Genomic DNA, 25,377 nt, shown 5'->3' with positions numbered 1-25,377 from the left:
GTTATGCCCCCTGAGCTACAAAGCGGGCGATGATGTCACCCATTTCATCAGTGCTGATGGCTTTACCCTCACCGGCCAGATCGGCGGTGCGGTAACCTTGTTCCAGCGCTTGGTTGATGGCGCGTTCAATGGCGTCGGCAGCCTCAGAGGCCCCCAGGCTGTAACGCAGCAACAGGGTGGCGGACAGGATCTGGGCGATCGGGTTGGCGATGCCTTTACCCGCGATATCCGGCGCAGAACCGCCCGCAGGCTCATACAGACCAAAGCCCTGTTCGTTCAGGCTGGCGGAAGGCAGCATGCCCATCGAACCGGTGATCATCGCGCATTCGTCGGACAAAATATCGCCAAACAGGTTGGAACACAGCAACACGTCGAACTGCGACGGGTCTTTAATCAACTGCATGGTGGCGTTGTCGATGTACATATGCGACAGCGACACGTCCGGATAGTCTTTGGCAACCTGGTTCACCACTTCACGCCACAGAATGGAGCTTTGCAGCACGTTGGCCTTATCGATAGAGGTCACTTTGTTACGGCGTTTGCGTGCGGACTCAAAGGCGATGCGCGCAATGCGTTCGATCTCGAAGCGGTGATACACCTCGGTATCGAAAGCGCGTTCCTGCATGCCCTGGCCTTCACGGCCTTTTGGTTGACCGAAGTAGATACCGCCGGTCAGCTCACGCACGCACAGGATGTCAAAACCGCGGGCGGCGATGTCGGCACGCAGCGGACAGAATTCTTCCAACCCTTGGTACAGGCGGGCCGGACGCAGGTTGCTGAACAGTTTGAAGTGCTTGCGTAACGGCAGCAATGCACCACGCTCAGGCTGTTCTGCCGGCGGCAGGTGTTCCCATTTCGGGCCGCCCACCGAGCCGAACAGGATCGCATCGGCCTGCTCGCACCCGCTGAGGGTGGCCTGCGGCAACGGGCTGCCGTGGCGATCGATGGCAATGCCGCCGACGTCATATTCGCTGGTGGTGATGCGGATATCAAAGCGCTGACGCACGGCGTCCAACACTTTGTGCGCCTGAGCCATTACTTCCGGGCCGATTCCGTCTCCGGGCAAGACGGCAATATGGTAAGTCTTCGTCATGTTCACACCGTTTCCTGATTATTTTGATGTTTGCTTTGCTGCAGACGCTGTTTTTCTTTTTCTACCTGCTGGGAGCGCCAAATATTATTCAATACGTGAACCATCGCCTTGGCGGAGGATTCCACGATATCGGTCGCCAGACCCACGCCGTGGAAGCGGCGGCCGTTGTAGGACACCACGATATCAACCTGGCCCAGAGCGTCGCGGCCCTGGCCTTTGGCGGTCAGTTGATACTTCACTAATTCGATCGGGTAGTCGGTAATACGGTTGATGGCCTGATAAACCGCGTCGACCGGGCCGTTGCCGGTTGCCGCTTCGGCTTTTTCTTCATCGCCGCAGATCAGTTTCACCGAGGCGGTGGCCATGATGTTGGTGCCGGACTGCACGCTGAAATAGCCCAGGCTGTAATGCTCCGGCTCTTCCTGCTGCTTGTTAATGAAGGCTAAAGCCTCCAGATCGTAATCGAATACCTGGCCTTTCTTGTCGGCCAGTTTCAGGAACGCCGTGTACAGGGTGTCCAGGTTGTAGTCCTGTTCCTTATAGCCCATCTCTTCCATGCGGTGTTTTACCGCAGCGCGGCCGGAACGGGAGGTCAGGTTCAACTGCACGTCTTTCAGACCTATGGTCTGCGGCGACATGATTTCGTAGTTTTCACGGTTCTTCAGCACGCCGTCCTGATGAATGCCGGAGGAGTGGGCGAAGGCATTGGAACCTACGATCGCTTTGTTGGCCGGAATCGGCATGTTGCACAGCTGGCTGACCAACTGGCTGGTGCGGAAGATTTCCTGGTGATTAATGTTGGTGTGCACGTTCATGATGTCCTGGCGCACTTTGATCGCCATGATCACTTCTTCCAGCGAGGTATTGCCGGCGCGTTCACCGATGCCGTTCAGCGTGCCTTCAACCTGACGAGCGCCCGCCTGCACGGCGGCGATGGAGTTGCCGACCGCCATGCCCAGATCGTCGTGGCAGTGGACCGAAATAATGGCTTTATCAATGTTCGGTACGCGGTCATACAGGGTGGTGATGATGCCGCCGAACTGGTTTGGCGTGGTGTAGCCGACGGTGTCCGGGATATTGATGGTGGTGGCGCCGGCGTTGATGGCGGCTTCCACTACGCGGCACAGATTATCGATTGGCGTCCGGCCTGCGTCTTCGCAAGAGAACTCCACGTCGTCGGTGTAATTGCGGGCGCGCTTCACCGAGCGTACCGCCATTTCCAGCACTTCATCGAAAGAGCGCTTCAACTTGGATTCAATGTGCAGAGTGGATGTAGCCAGGAACACGTGAATACGGAAGGCCTCGGCAACGCGCAGCGCTTCGGCGGCGACGTCGATATCGTTATCCACGCAGCGGGCCAGGCCACATACGCGGCTGTTTTTGATCTGACGGGCGATGGTCTGCACCGATTCAAAATCACCCGGAGAGGAGACCGGGAAACCGACTTCCATTACGTCGACGCCCATTCTCTCCAGCGCCATGGCTATCTGAATCTTCTCTTTTACGCTCAGACTGGCTTGCAGCGCTTGTTCACCATCACGCAGCGTGGTATCGAAAATAATGACTTGTTGGCTCATCAGGGCGTTCCTTATCGTGTTTATTTCACGCTAAGCGGGTAAAAAAAAACCCGCGCAGTAGCGCGGGTTTGTTATGAGTGAGGGACTGAATCAGCTCTGAACTCCGTCCACCAGCATACCGCGCAAAGAAGATGCGTTAAGTAGTAGGCTTAGTAGACGGTGAGTACGGATCATGAGGGTTCAGCTTCTCTTAAAATTGTGTCGTTCCTAATTTGATACGTTATTGGCCTGGCGATGTCAACATCTGATTGAATAGAGGGCGATCCCCTTGTCAGGAAATTGGGTAAAAGTGGTTGCAGAGGATAATTCGGAAAAAATTCGCCGGGTTAGTGGAAAAGCGGGGGGTGTTTTGCGCATTGCTTAGCATAAATTAATCGAATATATGCGGCGGCAATTGCTTCTGTATCTCATTGGGTTAAAATTTGCGTTGAAGCGATAAAGATGTCTGACAATCGGAGGACAACGTGCATACCATTTTTTTTGTAAATGGTTTAATTTAAATATATATAATTTATTTATTGGTAGAAAGGACAGATAACAAGATAGTGCATTTTTGCATCGGCTAAACGTATATTCTAGACGGTTGTGATATGTTTTTATCGCTTGGCTTATAATCGAAACTTCGTTGCTAAACAGTATTCATTATTTTATCTACCTATTTATTAGTACTGTGTTGGCGCCGTTCTTCCCCCGTAACGGTGGAAGTCTCTGATACGCACCTCATATGCGGTTCTCGCCACGGCGGTATAGCAAGGGTTTCTGTCGTTTGATTGAAGGAATAACTGATCTTGTCTTGCGGGAATAAAACAATACGGCTTCACATTGTTTGTCTTGCACAGCGATAAGATTATCTACACAGGATTTAGTGGAGTGATATATGGCTGAATATGATTCAGAAATTGCCATGGTTAAAGAGCCTGCGGACATTCATTTGCGCAGCGTCGATCTTAATTTGCTGACTGTTTTTGACGCCGTGATGCAAATGCAGAATATTACGCGAGCCGCTACTTCATTAGGGATGTCGCAGCCGGCGGTGAGCAACGCGGTTGCGCGCCTGAAGGTGATGTTCAATGATGAGCTGTTTGTGCGCAGCGGGCGGGGGATCCAGCCCACGATGCGGGCCAGACAGTTATTCGGGCCGGTACGTCAGGCGCTGCAATTGGTACAAAATGAACTGCCCGGCTCAGAGTTCGAACCCTTTACCAGTATACGGGCTTTCTCGCTATCCCTCTGCAGCCCGCTCGACTTACGGTTGGGAGCCAAGATAATCAACCACGTCAAACAGATAGCCCCACAGCTTAATTTGCAAGTGAAGTCATATATTAACAATAATATTGAGCATCAATTGCGTTATCAGGATGTTGAGTTCGTTATTGGCTACAGTCGATTTGAGTCAGCGGAGTTTCGCAGTTTGGCGCTGTTCGACGATGAACTGGTGCTGGCAGTCGCGCAGGCGCACCCGAGAATGACTGCGGGTCTTACACCGGAGCAAGCTTTATTTGAGCAACATGCAGTGGTCTCGCTGGAAAGCTTTGGATCTTTCAGTAAGCCTTATTATATCGAAGAAGCCATGCAGCGTGCCGTGACTCAGCAGTGCACCGATTTATATAGCGTGTTAAATATGGTCTCCCAGACGGAAATGGTGGCTATCGCACCGGCATGGCTGGTACGGCAACAGGCCACTTCACTGAAGATAAAAGCGGTGCCTTTGTGTGCGGAAGACAACAAAGCGACATGTTATCTTTCCTGGCACGAATCGTCCGAACGCGATAAAGGGCATCAATGGATGAAATCCGTTCTGACTGAGGCGGGCAACCCAGAGTAAATCCATGGAATACTCTCCCTGAAGAAAGATAATATTTATATGAGCAGGTTTTTTGCATGATAAAAAGCTAAGAACTATCTTGGTTTTTATTAAGATGTTTCTGGTTTTTTTGCGATAAAATAACTTTTCTATAGCTGTTATGATTATTTTATGAAAAATAATAGCCATGAATTTATATTCTGATTTTTTAATTTTTATTGGTGTTTTAAACTGATTTGAATGGACGGCCCGCAGGGGCCGCATTTTGTCCCCGACATAAAACCTTTTTAACGCCGCTCTGTCCAACCTGAGGGTGTGGTGAAGCTAGCCTGCGTTTTGGCTCACACTTCTACGCTGAAAACTCTTTTCCCGCTGCCTGAGAGTAGGTAGACTGCGCGAAAAAAAGTAAACACGTGTAAGCTGAGATTCGGGGCCAGAGGCTCTGTTCGAGGTTAACTGTTTGATTCATTTCAGGCTTAGAGCGCTATGATCAATAATCTGCTGCAATACCATCTGACTCATCGTATACAGCACCAAATTTCCCATCGTGCCGATCGCACAGCTTTTCGCCAATGGTCTCCTGATGGCGAGACACAACTGACCTGGGGACAGGCCGACGTCCACATTAACCGCATCGCCAGCGCGCTGCTGGCGTTGGGGTCCGAAGTGCAGGAGCGCATCGCGATTTTTGCCAATAACTGCATGGCTTGGTCGCTGGCGGATTTGGCTATCCTGCAACTTCGGGCGGTGAGCGTACCCTTGTATGCCACCAACACGCCCGCCCAGGCAGCATTTATTATTAATGATGCGGATATTCGCATCCTGTTCGTCGGCGAGCAGGCACAGTTGGATGCAGCCATTGCGCTGCGCGGCGTGTGCCCGCAGTTGAATCATATCATCGTGTTCGATGACGCAGCCGATCTGCGCGGGTGCGATATTGCCCGGCATCTGAGCGCCTTTGAGCGCGGGGCCGATGTTGATGCCTTTGAACCTCAACGGCGGGAGCGTATTGCAGATTGCGATCTGCGGGATCTGTTCACTCTGATCTACACCTCCGGCACTACCGGCGAGCCAAAAGGGGTGATGCTGGATTACCGTAATCTGGCCGCGCAGCTCTATCTGCACGACGAGCGGCTAACGGTGAACGAAGAGGATGTCTCCCTCAGTTTCCTGCCGATATCACACGTATTTGAGCGCATCTGGAGCTTCTTCATCATGCACTCGGGCGCGCAGAACGTGTATCTGCCGAATACTGACTGGGTGCGTGAAGCCATGACGGCGGTACGCCCGACGTTGATGTGCGCGGTCCCCCGTTTCTACGAAAAAATCTTTAGCGCGGTGCATGAAAAGGTAGCGCGTGCGCCTTGGCTGCGTCGTGCATTGTTCCATTGGGCGATCGTCTGTGGTGAACGCAAGTTCCTGCAGGAGCGCGCCGGTAAGCCGCTGGGCAAGTTGTTCAACCTTTCCCACCGCTGGGCTGACAAGCTGGTTCTGAGCAAGCTGCGCGGCATCCTCGGCGGGAAGGTGCGTTTCTTGCCGGCGGCGGGCGCCAAACTTGACGACAATGTCATCCTGTTTTTCCAGGCGATGGGCGTCAATATCAAATATGGTTACGGCATGACCGAGACCTGCGCCACCGTCTCCTGCTGGGAAGAGGGGAATTTCCGCTTTGGCTCTATCGGCAAGCCGTTGCCGGGGGTTGAGGTGCGTATTGGCGAGGAAAACGAGATTCAGGTACGTGGCCCCGTCGTGATGCGTGGCTATTTCAATAAGCCGCTGGAAACCACCGCTTCTTTTACCGGGGACGGCTGGCTGAAAACCGGTGACGCCGGCGCGATTGACGAGGCGGGTAACTTGTTCATTACCGAGCGACTGAAGGATTTGATGAAAACCTCCGGCGGCAAATATATCGCCCCGCAGATGCTCGAAGGCACGTTGGCTCAGGATCGTTTTATCGAGCAGGTGGCGATCATCGCCGATGCGCGTAAATTCGTTTCGGCCCTGATCGTACCCAGCTTTGAGTCGCTGGAAGAGTATGCGAAATCCATTAACCTGAAATACCAGGATCGGCTTGAGCTGCTGCGTAATAGCCACATTATAGAAATGTTCGAGAGCCGTCTGCGCGACATGCAAAAAGAGCTGGCGCGCTTTGAGCAGGTGAAAAAGTTTACCCTGCTGCCGGCGGCCTTTTCGATGGAGCTGGGTGAACTTACCCCCACGCTGAAGCTGCGCCGGAAGGTGATTCTACAGCGCTACCAGCATGAAATTGACTCGATGTACCAGGATCAGGCATAAGGATGCCGCCGGGCAGTATACCCGGCTAAAAAAACAGCATAATTCTTGCCTAATATAGTTCTGTAATTCCCTGTCTGCCCGAAACAATGCCTAGCCTGATCCGCCAGCGGCTAGTGCATTGTTTTTGTAAACCCCCGATCCTCAGTTGCATGACAATAACCACTCTGTTTTTAAGTCTTTTTGTCGTTTGCCTGCTCAATACTCTGACGTTATGTTAGCCAGTTAGAATCAATACACAAAAATTTTGGGGCATTGCCCCACAACAGGCGCTACGTTCCGGCGCCAGACAAGAATAAGTAAGCCTGGAGGCAAACCCATGGAGATGTTGTCAGGAGCCGAGATGGTCGTCCGATCGTTGATCGATCAGGGCGTTAAGCATGTATTCGGATATCCGGGCGGGGCGGTACTCGATATCTACGACGCCCTGCATACGGTCGGAGGAATCGATCACATATTGGTGCGTCATGAGCAGGGTGCGGTGCATATGGCCGATGGCTATGCGCGCGCTACCGGTGAGGTCGGCGTGGTGCTGGTGACTTCCGGCCCCGGCGCGACCAATGCGATTACCGGCATTGCGACCGCCTATATGGACTCGATCCCGATGGTGGTGCTTTCCGGCCAGGTTCCAAGCTCGCTGATTGGTTATGACGCCTTCCAGGAGTGCGACATGGTCGGGATTTCTCGTCCGGTGGTGAAGCACAGTTTCCTGGTGAAGCGCACCGAGGATATCCCCGGTATCTTGAAAAAAGCCTTTTATCTGGCCTCAACCGGCCGTCCTGGCCCGGTCGTGATCGACCTGCCGAAAGATATCGTTGGCCCGGCGGTCAGAATGCCTTACGCCTATCCGCAGGAAGTGAGCATGCGCTCCTATAACCCAACGGTGCAGGGCCACCGCGGGCAGATAAAGCGCGCGCTGCAAACCATTTTGGCGGCTAAAAAACCGGTTATGTACGTTGGCGGCGGGGCGATCAACTCGGCCTGCGATGCAGAACTGCTGGAACTGGCGGAAAAGCTGAATCTGCCGGTGACCTGCACCCTGATGGGGCTGGGCGCCTTCCCCGGTACGCACCGCCAGAGCGTCGGCATGCTCGGCATGCACGGCACTTACGAAGCCAATAAAACCATGCACCATTCCGACGTGATCTTCGCCGTCGGCGTGCGTTTTGACGATCGCACGACCAACAACCTGGCAAAATACTGCCCGGATGCCACCGTACTGCATATCGATATTGATCCCACCTCGATCTCCAAGACGGTCGATGCCGATATTCCGATCGTGGGCGATGCCAAACAGGTGCTGACCCAGATGCTGGAACTGTTGGCGCAGGACGATAAGGCGCAGGACTTCGATGCGTTGCGCGACTGGTGGCAGTCCATTGAACAGTGGCGCGCGCGCGACTGTCTGGGCTATGACAAAAACAGCGGTACCATCAAACCACAGGCAGTGATCGAAACCCTGCATCGTTTGACAAAGGGGGATGCTTACGTCACCTCCGATGTGGGCCAGCACCAGATGTTTGCCGCGCTCTACTACCCGTTCGACAAGCCGCGCCGCTGGATCAACTCCGGTGGGCTGGGCACCATGGGCTTCGGCCTGCCGGCTGCGCTGGGCGTGAAGCTGGCGTTGCCTGATGAGACCGTGGTGTGCGTAACCGGCGATGGCAGTATCCAGATGAACATTCAGGAGCTTTCCACCGCGTTGCAATACAACCTGCCGGTGATAGTGGTGAACCTCAACAACCGCTATCTGGGCATGGTGAAGCAGTGGCAGGACATGATCTACTCCGGTCGCCATTCGCAGTCTTATATGGATTCCCTGCCTGATTTCGTCAAACTGGCGGAGGCCTACGGTCACGTAGGCATCGCCATTCGCACGCCGGATGAACTGGAAAGCAAACTGGCGCAGGCGTTGGCCGAGAAAGAACGACTGGTGTTTGTCGATGTCACCGTCGATGAGACCGAACATGTTTACCCAATGCAGATCCGCGGCGGAAGCATGGACGAAATGTGGTTAAGCAAAACGGAGAGGACCTGATCATGCGGCGTATTTTATCTGTATTGCTGGAAAACGAATCCGGCGCGTTGTCGCGTGTGGTGGGGCTGTTCTCCCAGCGTGGTTACAACATTGAAAGCCTGACGGTAGCGCCGACCGACGATCCCACCTTGTCGCGTATGACCATCCAAACCGTCGGCGATGAGAAAGTGCTGGAGCAGATCGAAAAGCAGCTGCATAAGCTGGTGGATGTGCTGCGCGTTAGCGAGCTGGTGCAGGGCGCGCATGTTGAGCGCGAGATCATGCTGGTGAAGCTGCAGGCCAGCGGTTATGGCCGTGAAGAGGTGAAACGCTGCGCCGATATTTTCCGTGGGCAGATTGTCGATGTCACGGCTACGCTTTACACCGTTCAGCTGGCCGGCACCAGCGACAAGCTGGATGCGTTTCTAAATGCAGTGCGCGAAGTGGCTGAAATTGTCGAGGTAGCGCGTTCCGGCGTCGTCGGCGTGTCGCGCGGCGATAAAATCATGCGCTGAAACGTGATATTGGCATAATCTGAGGGCGCGGCATGGCTGCGCCTTTTGTTTTTCGGTGTTTTTTGCCTGTTTGCTGGCACCTTTCGGCAAAAGCGGTTGCTCGGCAGTGTTTTCTGCTGTTAGATCGCAGAGGCTGGATTGAATAACCGCACGGGATGCGATGGTTAATCCGAGCATAGCTTTCACTTCTATTTTCAGCGTCATTAAGGGGTTAACGTGAAACTGGATGAAATCGCGCGTCTCGCTGGCGTTTCGCGCACCACGGCCAGTTATGTCATCAACGGCAAAGCGAAGCAGTATCGTGTCAGCGATAAAACCGTCGAAAAAGTGATGGCTGTGGTCAGGGAGCATAACTATCACCCGAATGCCGTCGCTGCAGGATTGCGCGCCGGACGAACTCGCTCTATCGGCCTGGTGATACCGGATCTGGAAAACACCAGCTATACCCGTATCGCCAACTACCTGGAGCGCCAGGCGCGTCAGCGCGGTTATCAGCTATTGATTGCCTGTTCGGAAGATCAGCCGGATAACGAAATGCGCTGTATCGAACACCTGCTGCAACGCCAGGTCGACGCCATTATCGTTTCCACCGCTTTGCCGCCGGAGCACCCGTTCTATCAGCGCTGGGCCAAAGATCCATTTCCGATCATCGCTCTGGACCGGGCACTGGATCGCGAGCATTTCATCAGCGTGGTGGGGGCCGACCAAGAGGATTCCTTCGCGCTGGCGCAGGAGCTTCGCACTTTTCCGGCGGAGTCGGTGCTGTATCTGGGCGCACTGCCTGAGCTGTCCGTCAGTTTCCTGCGTGAGCAAGGATTCCGCCAGGCGTGGGAGGGCGACGAACGGCCTGTCGATTATCTGTATGCCAACAGCTATGAACGCGAGGCTGCCGGCGTACTGTTTGCAGAATGGTTGAAAACACATCCGATGCCGCAGGCGTTGTTCACCACTTCGTTCTCTCTGTTGCAGGGGGTGATGGATGTGACGTTGAAACAGCGGGGTCGCTTGCCGACCGATCTGGCGATCGCCACTTTCGGCGATCACGAGCTGCTGGACTTTCTTGAGTGCCCGGTGCTGGCGGTAGCGCAGCGCCACCGTGATGTGGCTGAACGGGTACTGGAACTGGTGTTGGCCAGCCTGGATGAGCCGCGTAAACCTAAACCGGGCCTGACGCGTATTCGCCGCAATCTGTTCCGTCGCGGTAGTCTGAGCCGGAAATAAATAATACGGGCGGGGCGGCGACGCTGTTTCCTGCCTGTCTCCCCGCTTTACACATAGCCGGTTACCCGGAACAGCTTTCTGCAGTATTCAAGAAAGTAGCCATATATCACGCCCATCGCCATCGAGACCACGGCATTTCCGGCCACCGCGGTCATAATTTGCTGCCCATCTGCACCTACGCTCCACAATATGGCGGCGTACACCGGCGATTGAAAACTGACATACGCCAGCAAGTCGGCGAGGTTACGCAGCAACCATTGCCCGTGATGAGAGCGTTTCGCAAGGCGAATAAACAGGTCGCGGTAGCGTCCATAGGGCCAGGCGATCAGGATATTCACCGGGATCGACACCAGGCGGGAGGAGAGCGATTGCTGAAAATTCATGCCGGAAACCAGAATTTCTATCGCCATTCCGGCGATGAAACAGTACACCACCAGTGCAAAAGTATCGGCGGCGGCGCTGCGCCAATAAGCGACAGGCGAAAGCATGGTGCAATCTCCTTAAGTGTTGGTTAATATTCTGTTAAATTTGATGATTGTGGTTGTTGATTCTTGGTTTTTGCGTTTTTTATAGTTTACTCCTCTATCTTGTTTTTATTGGATAGCTGAATATTTTTATTTATTGCCCTTGGCTGATTTTTATCCTGAGGAAGAGCGGTAGAATCTGGCGCGAAGGGATTAAAACGGGAGGGTTTTTACTTTTTTGATTTAAAACATATGGTTACGAATTTTTTCATTATAAAGTGCATTTTCACAGCAAAAATTGTGGGAATAAATGATGTAAGGAAATGAAACCATAATTGTAAACAGGTATTTTGAGAATAATCTTACCAAGCTGATTTAAATCGAAAATAATTCGACTCGTAATATCCGAGTAATTTATTTTTTCATCTGGCTTATCACTGACGCTTTAATTGAAGTAAAATAGCGCCCGACCTGAAGTGCAATAACCGTTGAGCGTTATTAACTCAATGGCTTATACCGTATTTCACCAATGACCGGAGTTAACGGCGAGCCTTGACCGGTGCGGGTTACGGCGGGTTACAGGGTTGTGATTGCCGAGCTAAAAAATGAGACATCGATTGCAGAAGGAAGTAATGAGTTAATTAATCGCCAATTTGTCAGGTTTTTAATCACCCTCTTTCCGCTCAGAAAATTATCCCCGTTTATCATGATGTTAATTTTAACTCATCGAATAAATAGCGTTCCTTTCGCGAGTCAGCTCCCAAAATGACGGGAGAAATATTGCCAAAGCGCCGCCGCTCTGGCTTGACAAGGTTTTCATACCCTCCGTAAACTCCCTTATGTGGGAATTTGTGGTGTAAAGTGGTGAAAACGGTCATGAAGGGGTAGCTCAGGAATGTTCCGTGGGGCAACGATGGTTAATCTCGACAGCAAAGGGCGGCTTGCCGTACCCACCCGTTATCGGGATTTGCTGAACGAGCAATCGCAAGGCCAAATGGTCTGTACCATTGACCTCCATCAGTCCTGCCTGCTGCTTTACCCATTGCCCGAATGGGAAATTATTGAACAAAAATTATCCCGTCTGTCGAGTATGAATCCCGCAGAGCGCCGCGTTCAGCGCTTATTGTTGGGGCATGCCAGTGAGTGTCAGATGGACAGCGCCGGTCGGTTGTTGCTAGCTACTACGCTGCGTCAACACGCCGGGCTTACAAAAGAAGTGATGCTGGTCGGGCAGTTCAACAAGTTTGAACTGTGGGATGAACAGACCTGGTATCAACAAGTCAAGGATGATATTGACGCAGAACAGTCGACTCAGGAACCGTTGTCTGAGCGGCTACAGGACTTGTCGCTATAAGCATGTTGGAAAACTATAAACACACCACCGTACTGTTGGATGAGGCGGTCAATGGCCTCAATATTCGCAGTAACGGCATATATATCGACGGTACTTTTGGTCGCGGTGGCCATTCTCGTCTGATTCTGTCCCAACTGGGGCCGGAAGGACGTTTGCTGGCAATTGACCGCGATCCACAGGCGATTGCAGCCGCCAAATCTATTGAAGATCCTCGTTTTACCATCGTACACGGCCCATTTTCTGATTTGTCACACTACGTGCGGGAACGCGAATTGGTGGGGCAGATTGATGGCGTCTTACTCGATTTGGGCGTTTCTTCGCCGCAGTTGGATGATGCAGAACGCGGTTTCTCTTTCATGCGTGACGGCCCACTGGATATGCGTATGGACCCATCAAGCGGCCAGTCCGCCTCTGAATGGTTGTTGAAAGCGGAAGCGGACGACATTGCCTGGGTGCTGAAAACCTTCGGTGAGGAGCGTTTCGCCAAGCGCATTGCACGCGCCATCGTGGAAAGAAACCGTGTCGAACCGATGACGCGCACCAAAGAGCTGGCTGACCTGATCGCTAATGCCAGCCCGTTCCGGGAAAAACACAAGCACCCGGCAACGCGCAGTTTCCAGGCCATTCGTATCTACATCAACAGTGAACTGGAAGAGATTGAGCGTGCGCTGGACGGCGCGCTGGAAGTGCTGGCCCCGCAGGGCCGCCTGTCGATCATCAGTTTCCACTCGTTGGAAGATCGTATCGTCAAACGCTTTATGCGCCACCATAGCCGCGGTGCTCAGGTGCCGGCAGGTCTGCCGCTGACTGAAGAGCAGTTGCGTGGCATGGGCGGGCGTACGCTGAAAGCGCTGGGCAAGATGATGCCTTCGCAAGATGAAGTAGCGGAAAATCCACGCGCGCGCAGTTCAGTGCTGCGCATTGCCGAGAGGATGCCCGCGTGATTGGTAATGAACGCCACGGTTTGGTTGGGGTGATTGGCGGCGATCTGCTGCGTAACGCCAAGATCCCATTGATTTTACTGGTCGCTTCACTGATTTCTGCGATTTTTGTGGTGACTACCGCACACCGTACCCGCCTGCTGACCGCTGAGCGCGAGCAGTTGGTGCTTGAGCGGGATGCTCTGGATATTGAATGGCGCAACCTGATTTTGGAGGAGAACGCCCTCGGCGACCACAGCCGGGTCGAGCGTATCGCCACCGAAAAACTGCAGATGCAACATGTTGATCCATCGCAGGAAAATATCATCGTTAAACAATGAACAGTTTAACTGAAATCATGACACGGAGAAGAAAGGGAACGCATGAAAGCAGCACGCCCCGGTAAGTTGAAACGCCCGGAAAATCAGGCCAGCTTTGTAAGCTGGCGTTTTGCGTTGCTGTGCGGCTGTATTTTGCTGGCGCTGGTGGGATTGATGCTGCGCGTGGCCTATCTGCAGGTCATCAATCCGGACCGCCTGGTGAAAGAAGGCGACATGCGTTCACTGCGTGTGCAGGAGGTACCGACCTCACGCGGCATGATCAGCGATCGCGCCGGCCGACCATTGGCGGTGAGCGTACCGGTCAACGCCATTTGGGCGGATCCTAAAGAGCTGAACGAGCGTGGCGGCATTACGCTGGATAGCCGTTGGAAGGCGCTGTCCGACGCGCTGAATATCCCTCTGGATCAGCTTTCTACCCGTGTTAACGCCAACCCGAAAGGGCGCTTTGTTTACCTGGCTCGCCAGGTGAACCCGGCGGTAGGCGATTACATTCGCAAGCTGAAGCTACCGGGGATTTACCTGCGTCAGGAATCGCGCCGTTACTACCCTGCCGGCCAGGTCACCTCGCACATTATCGGCGTGACCAATATTGACGGCCAGGGCATCGAAGGCGTCGAGAAGAGCTTTGACCGCTGGTTGACCGGGCAACCGGGTGAACGAACCGTGCGTAAAGACCGCTATGGCCGGGTGATCGAGGATATCTCCTCGGTCGACAGCCAAGCGGCGCATAACCTGGTATTGAGCGTCGATGAGCGCCTGCAGGCGCTGGTGTATCGCGAACTGAACAACGCGGTGGCGTTCAACAAGGCTGAATCAGGCACGGCGGTGCTGATCGACGTGAACACCGGCGAAGTGCTGGCGATGGCCAACAGCCCATCTTACAACCCGAATAATATGGCCGGTACGCCGAAAGACACCATGCGTAACCGCGCTATTACCGATATTTTTGAGCCTGGCTCCACCGTGAAACCTATGGTGGTGATGACAGCGTTACATAACGGTGTGGTGAAAGAAAACAGCGTGCTGAACACCATTCCTTTCCGCATTCAGGGCCACGAGATTAAAGACGTGGCGCGTTATGCGGAGCTGTCGGTAACCGGGATCTTGCAGAAGTCGAGTAACGTTGGCGTTACCAAGCTGGCGTTAGCGATGCCGTCCTCGGCGTTAGTAGATACTTACTCTCGTTTTGGACTGGGAAAAGCGACCAATTTGGGGCTGGTCGGAGAAAGCAGTGGCATATACCCAAAAAAACAACGGTGGTCTGACATAGAGAGGGCCACCTTCTCTTTCGGCTACGGGCTAATGGTAACTCCGTTACAGTTGGCGCGAGTCTACGCAACGATCGGCAGCCTGGGCGTGTATCGCCCATTGTCGATCACCAAGGTTGACCCTCCGGTTGCCGGCGAACGCATTTTCCCTGAACCTTTGGTGCGCACCGTGGTGCACATGATGGAAAGCGTGGCCCTGCCGGGCGGCGGCGGTGTGAAAGCCGCCATCAAGGGTTACCGCATCGCTATTAAAACCGGTACCGCCAAAAAGGTCGGCCCGGATGGCAAATACGTCAACCGATATCTCGCTTATACCGCCGGCGTCGCGCCGGCCAGTAATCCCCGTTTTGCTCTGGTGGTGGTGATCAACGATCCTCAGGGTGGGAAGTACTATGGCGGTGCAATTTCCGCACCGGTGTTCGGCGCCATCATGGGCGGCGTATTGCGCACCATGAACGTCGAACCGGACGCGTTGCCCACCGCTGATAAAAGCGAATTAGTGATTAACAAAAAAGAGGGTTCAGGTGGCAGATCGTAATTTGCGCGATTTACTCGCTCCATGGGTGCCGACGGCGCCCGGGCGCGCGCTGCGGGAAATGACATTAGACAGCCGTATTGCGGCTGCCGGGGATCTGTTTGTCGCCGTTGTTGGCCATCAGACAGATGGACGCCGCTATATTCCGCAGGCCATTGCGCAGGGTGTTGCAGCCGTGATTGCCGAAGCTGAAGGTCAGGCCGAAGACGGCGCAATCACGGAAATGCACGGTGTGCCGGTGATTTATCTGAGCCAGCTTAACCAGCGCCTTTCCGCATTGGCCGGGCGTTTTTACCATCAACCGGCAGAGCGCCTGCGTCTGGTTGGCGTGACCGGCACCAACGGTAAAACCACCACCACGCAACTGCTGGCGCAGTGGAGCCAACTGTTGGGTGAAACCGGCGCAGTGATGGGCACCGTCGGTAACGGTCTGTTGGGCCAGGTGTGCCCGACTGAGAATACCACCGGTTCTGCGGTGGATGTTCAACACGTATTAAACGAGTTGGTCGATCGGGGCGCAACTTTCGCCGCGATGGAAGTCTCTTCTCACGGGTTGGTGCAAAACCGCGTGGCGGCGCTGCCATTTGCCGCAGCGGTGTTCACCAACCTGAGCCGCGATCACCTGGATTACCACGGTGATATGGCCAATTACGAAGCGGCCAAATGGTCGTTGTTTGCCGGCCACGAAGTGGGGCAGGCGATCATCAACGCCGATGACGAAGTGGGTCAGCGCTGGTTGAGCAAATTGCCGGATGCGGTGGCGGTCACCATGCAGGATAACCTGCAGCTGGGTTGTCATGGCCGCTGGCTGAAAACCACTGCGGTCAGTTATCACGATAATGGCGCCACTGTCCGCTTCAGCTCAAGCTGGGGCGACGGCGAAATTGAGAGCCGCCTGATGGGCGCTTTCAACGTCAGCAACCTGTTGCTGGCACTGGCGACGCTGCTGTCACTGGGCTATCCGCTGGACAAACTGGTGGAAACCGGCAATCAGCTGCAGCCGGTATGCGGCCGTATGGAAGTATTCAACGCGCCAGGCAAACCGACGGTCGTGGTGGATTACGCCCACACCCCGGACGCGCTGGAGAAGGCGCTGGAAGCTGCGCGCCTACACTGCCAGGGACAGCTGTGGTGCGTGTTCGGTTGCGGCGGCGATCGTGACAAAGGCAAGCGCCCGCTGATGGGTGGCATCGCCGAGCAGTTCGCCGATCGCGTAGTGGTGACCGATGACAACCCGCGAACCGAAGAACCGCAGGCGATCATTGCCGATATCCTTACCGGTCTGCTGGATGCCGGGCGTGCGTTGGTGATCCACGGCCGTGCCGAAGCGGTAACCAGCGCGATTATGCAAGCCAAAGAACAAGATGTGGTGCTGGTGGCGGGTAAAGGCCACGAGGACTACCAACTGGTGGGGAACCGCCGTCTGGATTACTCCGATCGCACCACCGTTGCGCGTCTGCTGGGGGTAATAGCATGATTCCTGTCTCCCTTCAGGCACTGGCCGATGTATTGAGCGCTGAGTTGATCGGCGCCGATTGCCAAATCATTGAGGTGACGACAGATACCCGCCAGGTAACCGCAGGTTGCCTGTTTGTGGCGCTGAAGGGCGAGCGTTTTGATGCGCATGCCTTCGCTGCCGATGCTGTAGCCGCAGGCGCTGGGGCGCTGCTGGTGAGTAAGCGCTTATTGGTGGACGTGCCGCAACTGGTGGTGAAAGACACGCGTTTGGCGCTGGGGCAACTGGCTGCCTGGGTGCGCCAGCAAGTGCCGGCCCGCGTTGTGGCGTTAACCGGTTCATCGGGCAAGACCTCGGTGAAGGAAATGGTTGCCGCTATTTTGCGTGAATGCGGTGAAGTGCTGTATACCGCCGGCAACTTCAACAACGATATCGGCGTGCCGCTGACGCTGCTGCGTTTACAACCGCAACATGATTTTGCCGTGATTGAGCTGGGTGCCAACCATATTGGCGAGATTGCCTATACCACCGCATTAACGCGGCCACAGACCGCCCTGGTGAATAACCTGGCGGCTGCTCACCTGGAAGGTTTTGGCTCTTTGGCCGGCGTCGCCCAGGCGAAAGGTGAAATTTTTACCGGCTTGCCGGCTGACGGCGTGGCGATCATCAACGCCGACAATAACGACTGGCCGCATTGGCAGAGCATGCTGAACGATAAAACCGTCTGGCGCTTCTCGCCGCAGGCGGCGGAAGGCGTGGATTTCTTCGCCAGCGACGTGCTGGTGAACGCCAAAGGCACGCAATTTACGTTGCACAGCCCGTTCGGCACCGCGACGGTAGCGCTGCCGTTGCCGGGCCGCCATAACGTGGCCAATGCGCTGGCCGCAGCGGCGCTGGCCATGTCGGTCGGTGCCTCGCTCGAAGCCGTGCGCCAGGGGTTGAAACAGTTGCAGGGGGTGCCGGGGCGTTTGTTCCCGATTGCGCTTACCGAAAACAAGCTGTTGCTCGATGACAGCTATAACGCCAACGTCGGCTCGATGACCGCCGCAGTGCAGGTATTGGCAGAGATGCCGGGCTACCGCGTAATGGTGGTTGGCGATATGGCCGAGCTGGGGGCGGATGCCGAAGAGTGTCACCGCCAGGTGGGTGAAGCGGCCCGGCTGGCCGGCGTCGATAAAGTGATAGGTATCGGTCCGTTAAGCCAGGCGCTGTGCGCGGCTTCCGGTAGCGGCGAACATTTTCAGGACAAGGCAGCAGTGATCGCGCGCGTGGCGGAGTTACTGTCGGAACATGCGGTAATTACCGTGTTAATCAAGGGTTCACGTAGTGCCGCAATGGAGCAGGTAGTACGCGCGTTACAGGAGAAAGCACCATGTTAGTTTGGCTGGCCGAGCATTTGGTCAAATATTATTCCGGCTTCAACGTCTTCTCCTATCTGACGTTCAGGGCCATTGTCAGCCTGCTCACCGCGCTGTTTCTCTCCTTATGGATGGGCCCGCGGGTGATTAAACGCCTGCAGGAGATGTCCTTCGGTCAGGTCGTGCGTAACGATGGCCCGGAGTCGCATTTCAGCAAACGCGGCACGCCGACCATGGGCGGCATCATGATCCTGACCTCCATCACCATTTCGGTGCTGATGTGGGCTTACCCATCCAACCCTTACGTGTGGGGCGTGTTGTTCGTGCTGGTGGGCTACGGCATCGTCGGCTTCGTCGATGACTACCGCAAAGTGGTGCGTAAAGACACCAAGGGGCTGATAGCCCGTTGGAAATACTTCTGGCAGTCGGTGATTGCGCTGATTTTCGCTTTCGCCATGTATGCCGTAGGAAAAGACACGCCAGCCACCGAGCTGGTTGTGCCGTTCTTTAAGGACATCATGCCGCAGCTCGGCCTGTTGTACGTGCTGTTGGCGTACTTTGTGGTGGTCGGCACCAGCAACGCGGTCAACCTGACCGATGGGCTGGATGGCCTGGCGATCATGCCAACGGTGTTCGTGGCGGCGGGCTTTGCGCTGGTGGCTTGGGCGACCGGTAACATGAATTTCGCCAACTACCTGCACATTCCTTATCTGCGTCATGCGGGTGAGCTGGTGATCGTCTGTACTGCCATCGTTGGCGCCGGCCTGGGCTTTTTATGGTTCAACACCTACCCGGCACAGGTCTTTATGGGTGATGTCGGCTCACTGGCACTGGGCGGCGCGCTGGGCACCATCGCGGTACTGCTGCGCCAAGAGTTCCTGTTATTGATTATGGGCGGCGTATTCGTGGTTGAAACGCTGTCGGTGATCCTGCAGGTGGGATCGTTCAAGCTGCGCGGGCAACGTATTTTCCGCATGGCGCCGATCCACCACCATTATGAATTGAAGGGCTGGCCGGAACCGCGCGTGATCGTGCGCTTCTGGATTATTTCGCTGATGCTGGTGCTGATTGGCCTGGCGACGCTGAAGGTACGGTAATTATGGCGGATTATCAGGGTAAAAAAGTGGTCATCATCGGGTTAGGCCTCACCGGCCTGTCCTGCGTTGATTTCTTTATGGCGCGTGGCGTAACGCCGCGCGTTATGGATACCCGTATTTCGCCGCCGGGGCTGGACAAGCTGCCTGAAAGCGTTGAACGGCATTTGGGTGACCTGAATCTGGACTGGTTGCTGGCGGCGGATTTGATCGTTGCCAGCCCGGGCATGGCGCTGGCTCACCCGGCGTTGAGCGCTGCGGCGGATGCGGGGGTGGAGATTGTCGGTGACGTCGAACTGTTCTGCCGCGAAGCCCAGGCGCCGATCGTAGCGATCACCGGTTCCAACGGTAAAAGCACCGTCACCACTCTGGTGGGCGAGATGGCGAAAGCGGCCGGCTGGGCGGTGGGTGTGGGCGGTAATATTGGCCTGCCTGCGCTGAGCCTGCTGCGTCAGGAATGCCAGCTGTATGTGCTGGAGCTGTCAAGTTTCCAACTGGAAACCACCTTCAGCCTGAAAGCGGCGGCGGCGACCATCCTGAACGTGACAGAAGATCATATGGACCGTTACCCGTTTGGCCTGCAGCAGTATCGCGCCGCCAAACTACGCGTCTATGAAAATGCCGCCCTGTGCGTGGTTAACGCAGATGACGCGCTGACCATGCCGGTACGCGGCGCAGACCAGCGCTGCATCAGTTTCGGGGCCGACGTGGGCGACTACCACCTCAACCGCCAGCAGGGCGAAACCTGGTTGCGCGTGCGCGGTGAGAAAATCCTGAATACCCGCGAGATGAAGCTGACTGGCCGCCACAACTATACCAATGCGCTGGCGGCGTTGGCGCTGGCCGATGCGGTGAATATCCCGCGCGCCTCCAGCCTGAAGGCACTAACTACCTTTACCGGGTTGGCACACCGTTTCCAACTGGCGTGGGAACACAACGGCGTACGTTGGATTAACGATTCGAAAGCCACCAACGTCGGCAGCACCGAAGCGGCGTTGAATGGCCTGCAAGTGGACGGCACTTTGCATCTGCTGCTGGGCGGCGACGGCAAGTCTGCCGATTTTTCACCGCTGGGGCGCTATCTGCAGGGCGATAATGTTCGCCTGTATTGCTTCGGCCGCGATGGCGAACAATTGGCGGAGCTGCGGCCGGAAGTTGCCACGCTGACCGACACGATGGAACAGGCGATGCAAGCGATCGCGGGCCGGGTACAACCTGGCGATATGGTGCTGCTGTCACCGGCGTGCGCCAGCCTGGATCAGTTCCGTAACTTTGAAGTGCGTGGCGACGAGTTTGCCCGTCTGGCACAGGAGCTTGGCGGATGAAATTACGGGTGCCGACGTTCGGGTTGACCGAAAGACTGAAAGACTGGGTGATGGGATCGCGCGAGAGCGATTCGGTCAATATGGTGCTGTACGACCGTACCCTGCTGTGGCTGACCTTCGGGTTGGCCATTATCGGTTTTGTCATGGTGACTTCGGCGTCAATGCCGATCGGCCAGCGTCTGGCGGACGATCCTTTCCTGTTTGCCAAGCGTGACGCGCTGTACCTCGGGCTGGCCTTTGGCTTGTCGATGGTGACGCTGCGTATCCCGATGGAAGTCTGGCAGCGCTACAGCAATGTGATGCTGCTGTTGTCGATTGTGATGCTGCTGATCGTACTGGTGGTCGGCAGCTCGGTAAACGGCGCATCGCGCTGGATCGCGCTGGGCCCGTTACGTATTCAGCCGGCGGAGCTGTCCAAGCTGTCGCTGTTTTGCTATCTGGCGAGCTATCTGGTGCGCAAGGTAGAAGAAGTGCGTACCAACTTTTGGGGCTTCTGCAAGCCGATGGGCGTAATGGTAGTGCTGGCGGTATTGCTGCTGGCGCAACCGGACCTTGGTACCGTGGTGGTGTTGTTTATCACGACGCTGGCAATGCTGTTCCTGGCCGGCGCCAAGATGTGGCAGTTCCTGGCGATCATCGGCTCCGGTGCCTTTGCGGTGGTGCTGTTGATCATTGCCGAACCTTACCGTATGCGCCGCGTGACGTCGTTCTGGAACCCGTGGGCCGATCCGTTCGGCAGTGGCTACCAGTTGACCCAGTCGCTGATGGCGTTTGGCCGCGGTGAATTTTGGGGGCAGGGGCTGGGGAACTCGGTACAGAAACTCGAGTATTTGCCTGAAGCGCACACCGACTTTATCTTCTCGATTTTGGGCGAAGAACTGGGCTATATCGGTGTGGTTTTAGCATTGTTAATGGTATTCTTCGTCGCTTTTCGCGCTATGTCGATTGGCCGCCGCGCGCTGGAGATCGATCAGCGCTTTTCCGGCTTTCTGGCCTGCTCGATCGGCGTCTGGTTCAGCTTCCAGGCACTGGTCAACGTCGGCGCCGCAGCCGGCATGCTGCCAACCAAAGGGCTGACGCTGCCGTTGATAAGTTACGGCGGTTCGAGCCTGTTGATTATGTCGACGGCGATCGTGCTGTTGCTGCGTATTGATTATGAAACGCGTCTGGCCAAAGCCCAGGCGTTTGTGAAGAGGTAAGGGATGAGCGGGAAACCTAAGCGTTTAATGGTGATGGCAGGCGGTACCGGCGGACACGTGTTCCCGGGGCTGGCGGTCGCGCATCATCTGATGGCGCAGGGCTGGCAGGTGCGCTGGCTCGGAACCGCAGACCGAATGGAAGCCGATCTGGTGCCAAAGCACGGGATCGAGATTGATTTCATCCGTATTTCCGGCCTGCGCGGTAAAGGGCTGAAGGCCCAACTGAGCGCACCGCTGCGTATCTGGCATGCGGTACGCCAGGCGAAAGCGATTATGCGCAGCTACCAGCCAGACGTGGTGCTGGGCATGGGCGGTTACGTTTCCGGTCCCGGCGGTTTGGCTGCGTGGTTGTGCGGCATCCCGGTGGTACTGCATGAACAAAACGGCATTGCCGGGTTGACCAACCGTTGGCTGGCCCGTATCGCCAAAAAAGTATTGCAGGCATTCCCCGGTGCGTTCCCGAATGCGGACGTCGTGGGCAACCCGGTACGTACCGACGTACTGGCGCTGCCGCTGCCGGCGGAGCGACTGACCGGGCGTGAAGGCCCCATCCGCGTGCTGGTGATTGGCGGAAGTCAGGGCGCGCGGGTGCTGAATCAGACAGTTCCTGAAGTCGCGGCGAGATTGGGCGATAGAATTACGCTCTGGCATCAGGTAGGTAAAGGTGCGCTGGAAAACGTGTTGCGCGACTACGAGAGGGTAGGGCAGACGCAGCATAAGGTGACCGAGTTTATCGATGACATGGCCGCCGCTTACGCCTGGGCCGACGTTGTCGTGTGCCGCTCCGGCGCGCTGACCGTCAGCGAGATCGCCGCGGCGGGCCTGCCGGCGATATTTGTGCCGTTCCAGCATAAAGACCGGCAGCAGTACTGGAATGCCCGCCCGCTGGAAGAAGCCGGCGCGGCGAAGATTATCGAACAGCCGCAGTTCAACGCCGATACCGTGGCGGATCTGTTGGCAAGTTGGGATCGCCCGCAGTTGCTGGCGATGGCCGAAAAAGCGCGGGCAGTGGCTATTCCCGACGCCACCGAGCGTGTGGCGGCAGAACTGGTGCGGGTTGCCAAATAAATAATGCAGGGGTTCGGTACGCCGAGCCTGAATCAAAGAAATGTCATGTAGGGGCCCGGCATGCCGGACCCGGATTAGAGAGAGTGATGAATACACAACAACTGGCGAAACTACGTACTATCGTGCCCGAGATGCGACGCGTCCGGCACATTCACTTTGTCGGCATCGGTGGCGCCGGCATGGGTGGTATCGCCGAAGTGTTGGCTAACGAAGGTTATCAGATCAGCGGCTCCGACCTGGCGCCTAACCCGGTAACCCAACAGTTGAGCGCGCTCGGGGCGACGATTTATTTCCATCACCGCCCGGAAAACGTGCTGGATGCGAGCGTAGTGGTGGTATCCACCGCGATTTCCGCCGACAACCCGGAGATCGTCGCCGCCCGTGAAGCGCGTATCCCGGTTATCCGCCGCGCGGAGATGCTGGCCGAATTGATGCGTTTCCGTCACGGCATTGCCGTCGCCGGTACGCACGGCAAGACCACGACGACGGCAATGGTGTCGAGCATTTACGCCGAAGCCGGCCTGGACCCGACCTTTGTCAACGGCGGGCTGGTGAAAGCGGCCGGTACCCATGCGCGTCTGGGTTCCAGTCGTTACCTGATCGCGGAAGCGGATGAGAGCGATGCGTCGTTCCTGCATTTGCAACCGATGGTGGCGATTGTCACCAATATCGAAGCCGACCATATGGATACCTACCAGGGCGACTTCGAGAACCTGAAGCAGACGTTTATCAACTTTTTGCACAACCTGCCGTTCTACGGCCGTGCAGTGATGTGTGTTGATGACCCGGTGGTGCGCGAACTGCTGCCACGCGTGGGCCGTCATATCACTACCTACGGTTTCAGCGAAGATGCCGATGTGCGCATTGAGAGCTATCGCCAGGTTGGGCCGCAGGGCCACTTTACCTTGAGCCGCCAGGATAAACCCTTGATGACGGTGACCCTGAACGCTCCGGGCCGTCACAACGCGTTGAACGCGGCGGCGGCAGTGGCGGTGGCGACGGAAGAAGGCATTGACGACGAGGATATCCTGCGCGCGCTGGCGGGCTTCCAGGGCACCGGTCGCCGCTTTGATTTCCTGGGCGAGTTCCCGCTGGAGCCGGTGAACGGCAAAAGCGGTACCGCGATGCTGGTCGATGACTATGGCCACCATCCGACCGAAGTCGACGTCACGCTGAAAGCTGCACGCGCCGGCTGGCCGGATAAGCGCCTGGTGATGATTTTCCAGCCGCACCGTTACACACGTACCCGCGATCTCTACGACGACTTCGCCAACGTGCTGTCACAGGTTGATGTGCTGCTGATGCTCGATGTGTACGCCGCGGGCGAAACGGCGATCCCGGGGGCGGATAGCCGCTCGTTGTGCCGCACCATCCGTAGCCGCGGCAAGCTGGATCCGATCCTGGTTTCCGATGCGGACATCGTGCCGGAAACCTTGGCGCAACTGCTGCAGGCCGACGATCTGGTGCTGGTGCAAGGCGCTGGCAACGTGGGCAAAATCGCCCGCAAACTGGCTGAGCTGAAGCTGCAGCCACAGAAAAAAGAGGAGGAACATCATGGCTGATAAAGTTGCCGTACTGCTGGGTGGCACCTCCGCTGAACGTGAAGTGTCATTGCAATCCGGTGCTGCCGTGTTGGCAGGGCTGCGGGAAGCCGGTATCGACGCCCATGGTATCGATATCCGCGATTTCCCGGTAACCCAGCTTAAAGAGCATGGGTTTACCAAAGTGTTTATCGCGCTGCACGGGCGCGGCGGCGAGGATGGCACCCTGCAGGGGATGCTGGAATTCCTTGAGCTGCCTTATACCGGCAGCGGCGTGATGGCGTCGGCGCTGACCATGGACAAGTGGCGCACCAAGATGGTGTGGCAGTCGATGGGGCTGCCGGTCGCGCCTTATGTGGCGCTTAACCGCCGGCAGTATGCCGGTGTAGAGAAACAGAGCCTGATTGCTCGCGTGGAGGCCTTGGGCCTGCCGCTGATCGTCAAGCCGAGCCGTGAAGGCTCCAGCGTTGGCATGAGCAAGGTAACCGAACGCGATGCCCTTGAGGCCGCGCTGGAAGAAGGTTTCCGCCATGACGACGACGTGCTGGTGGAGAAGTGGCTGAGTGGCCCTGAATATACCGTAGCGATGCTGGGCGACCAGGTGTTGCCTTCGATCCGCATTCAACCGGCCGGCGTGTTTTACGACTATCAGGCCAAGTACATTTCGGACGATACCCAGTATTTCTGTCCAAGTGGCCTGGGTGTGGAACAAGAGGCCGAAATGGCCGCACTGGCGTTACGCGCCTACCGTGGACTGGACTGCAGCGGTTGGGGCCGCGTGGATGTGATGCAGGATAGCGATGGCAGCTTCTATCTGCTTGAGGTGAATACCTCGCCGGGCATGACCAGTCATAGCCTGGTGCCGATGGCAGCGCGCCAGTCTGGTTTAAGCTTCTCGCAGCTGGTAGCGAGAATTTTGGAGTTGGCCGACTGAT

20 protein-coding genes are annotated in these 25,377 nt (G+C 56.1%); 17 read left to right on the top strand and 3 right to left on the bottom strand.

Going from position 1 to position 25,377, the window contains the following annotated elements:
- Position 1: 1 nt before the first annotated feature.
- Together leuB and leuA are read right to left on the bottom strand one after the other, a co-directional pair.
- Positions 2-1,093, bottom strand: coding sequence for a 3-isopropylmalate dehydrogenase (gene leuB, locus ACUTSW_RS15365; RefSeq protein ID WP_004950110.1), 1,092 nt, complete (start codon positions 1,091-1,093; stop codon positions 2-4).
- Between the two features lie 2 nt (positions 1,094-1,095).
- Complete coding sequence (gene leuA / locus ACUTSW_RS15360) at positions 1,096-2,670, bottom strand: 2-isopropylmalate synthase (RefSeq protein WP_004950113.1); 1,575 nt, start codon at positions 2,668-2,670, stop codon at positions 1,096-1,098.
- Positions 2,671-3,547: 877 nt separating this feature from the next.
- On the opposite strand from leuA, the gene leuO reads away from it, so the two are divergent.
- The 5 genes from leuO (at position 3,548) to cra (ending at position 10,519) form a co-directional block, all read left to right on the top strand.
- Entirely contained in the window at positions 3,548-4,495 is a 948-nt protein-coding gene (gene leuO / locus ACUTSW_RS15355; protein ID WP_062869620.1) for a transcriptional regulator LeuO, read from the top strand.
- A 465-nt stretch (positions 4,496-4,960) separates the two neighbouring features.
- Complete coding sequence (locus ACUTSW_RS15350; protein ID WP_445584796.1) at positions 4,961-6,769, top strand: AMP-dependent synthetase/ligase; 1,809 nt, start codon at positions 4,961-4,963, stop codon at positions 6,767-6,769.
- A 316-nt stretch (positions 6,770-7,085) separates the two neighbouring features.
- On the top strand, positions 7,086-8,804 hold the full coding sequence (gene ilvI, locus ACUTSW_RS15345; protein ID WP_004950120.1) for an acetolactate synthase 3 large subunit: 1,719 nt from the start codon (positions 7,086-7,088) through the stop codon (positions 8,802-8,804).
- Between the two features lie 2 nt (positions 8,805-8,806).
- Positions 8,807-9,298, top strand: coding sequence for an acetolactate synthase small subunit (gene ilvN, locus ACUTSW_RS15340; RefSeq protein WP_004950121.1), 492 nt, complete (start codon positions 8,807-8,809; stop codon positions 9,296-9,298).
- Positions 9,299-9,514: 216 nt separating this feature from the next.
- Positions 9,515-10,519, top strand: a complete 1,005-nt coding sequence (gene cra / locus ACUTSW_RS15335; RefSeq protein WP_445584795.1) for a catabolite repressor/activator — start codon at positions 9,515-9,517, stop codon at positions 10,517-10,519.
- Between the two features lie 47 nt (positions 10,520-10,566).
- On the opposite strand, the gene ACUTSW_RS15330 is transcribed toward cra, so the two are convergent.
- Positions 10,567-11,007 carry an L-alanine exporter AlaE gene (locus ACUTSW_RS15330; protein WP_004950126.1) on the bottom strand — a complete coding sequence of 147 codons (441 nt, stop codon included), beginning with the start codon at positions 11,005-11,007 and terminating at the stop codon, positions 10,567-10,569.
- 871 nt (positions 11,008-11,878) lie between these two features.
- On the opposite strand from ACUTSW_RS15330, the gene mraZ reads away from it, so the two are divergent.
- From mraZ to ACUTSW_RS15270, 12 genes are all read left to right on the top strand, one after another.
- A complete protein-coding gene (mraZ, locus tag ACUTSW_RS15325; RefSeq protein WP_004950128.1) occupies positions 11,879-12,337 on the top strand; it encodes a division/cell wall cluster transcriptional repressor MraZ in 459 nt (152 codons plus the stop codon).
- Positions 12,338-12,339: 2 nt separating this feature from the next.
- Positions 12,340-13,281 carry a 16S rRNA (cytosine(1402)-N(4))-methyltransferase RsmH gene (gene rsmH / locus ACUTSW_RS15320; RefSeq protein WP_004950130.1) on the top strand — a complete coding sequence of 314 codons (942 nt, stop codon included), beginning with the start codon at positions 12,340-12,342 and terminating at the stop codon, positions 13,279-13,281.
- The gene (gene ftsL / locus ACUTSW_RS15315) at positions 13,278-13,598 is read left to right on the top strand and encodes a cell division protein FtsL (RefSeq protein ID WP_004950132.1); all 321 of its coding nucleotides are present in this window, start codon (positions 13,278-13,280) and stop codon (positions 13,596-13,598) included. Before rsmH ends, ftsL begins: the two co-directional genes overlap by 4 nt.
- A 42-nt stretch (positions 13,599-13,640) precedes the next feature.
- Positions 13,641-15,404 (top strand): peptidoglycan glycosyltransferase FtsI, encoded by a 1,764-nt coding sequence (locus tag ACUTSW_RS15310; protein ID WP_004950134.1) that lies wholly within the window; start codon positions 13,641-13,643, stop codon positions 15,402-15,404.
- A complete protein-coding gene (gene murE, locus ACUTSW_RS15305) occupies positions 15,391-16,878 on the top strand; it encodes a UDP-N-acetylmuramoyl-L-alanyl-D-glutamate--2,6-diaminopimelate ligase (protein WP_006323584.1) in 1,488 nt (495 codons plus the stop codon). Before ACUTSW_RS15310 ends, murE begins: the two co-directional genes overlap by 14 nt.
- Positions 16,875-18,236, top strand: a complete 1,362-nt coding sequence (gene murF, locus ACUTSW_RS15300; protein WP_445584794.1) for a UDP-N-acetylmuramoyl-tripeptide--D-alanyl-D-alanine ligase — start codon at positions 16,875-16,877, stop codon at positions 18,234-18,236. The genes murE and murF overlap by 4 nt, the downstream gene beginning before the upstream one ends.
- Positions 18,230-19,312 carry a phospho-N-acetylmuramoyl-pentapeptide-transferase gene (gene mraY, locus ACUTSW_RS15295; protein WP_004950137.1) on the top strand — a complete coding sequence of 361 codons (1,083 nt, stop codon included), beginning with the start codon at positions 18,230-18,232 and terminating at the stop codon, positions 19,310-19,312. Before murF ends, mraY begins: the two co-directional genes overlap by 7 nt.
- Positions 19,313-19,314: 2 nt before the next feature.
- Entirely contained in the window at positions 19,315-20,634 is a 1,320-nt protein-coding gene (murD, locus tag ACUTSW_RS15290) for a UDP-N-acetylmuramoyl-L-alanine--D-glutamate ligase (protein ID WP_062869626.1), read from the top strand.
- Entirely contained in the window at positions 20,631-21,833 is a 1,203-nt protein-coding gene (ftsW, locus tag ACUTSW_RS15285; RefSeq protein ID WP_004950139.1) for a cell division protein FtsW, read from the top strand. The genes murD and ftsW overlap by 4 nt, the downstream gene beginning before the upstream one ends.
- A gap of 3 nt (positions 21,834-21,836) precedes the next feature.
- Entirely contained in the window at positions 21,837-22,901 is a 1,065-nt protein-coding gene (gene murG / locus ACUTSW_RS15280) for an undecaprenyldiphospho-muramoylpentapeptide beta-N-acetylglucosaminyltransferase (protein ID WP_004950140.1), read from the top strand.
- A gap of 86 nt (positions 22,902-22,987) precedes the next feature.
- Entirely contained in the window at positions 22,988-24,463 is a 1,476-nt protein-coding gene (gene murC / locus ACUTSW_RS15275) for a UDP-N-acetylmuramate--L-alanine ligase (RefSeq protein WP_013811495.1), read from the top strand.
- Positions 24,456-25,376, top strand: coding sequence for a D-alanine--D-alanine ligase (locus ACUTSW_RS15270; protein ID WP_445584793.1), 921 nt, complete (start codon positions 24,456-24,458; stop codon positions 25,374-25,376). The genes murC and ACUTSW_RS15270 overlap by 8 nt, the downstream gene beginning before the upstream one ends.
- Position 25,377: the final 1 nt, after the last annotated feature.

The sequence above is a fragment of the Serratia sp. TSA_198.1 genome, from assembly GCF_052686505.1.
This window is presented reverse-complemented; position numbering and strand designations above follow the sequence as displayed.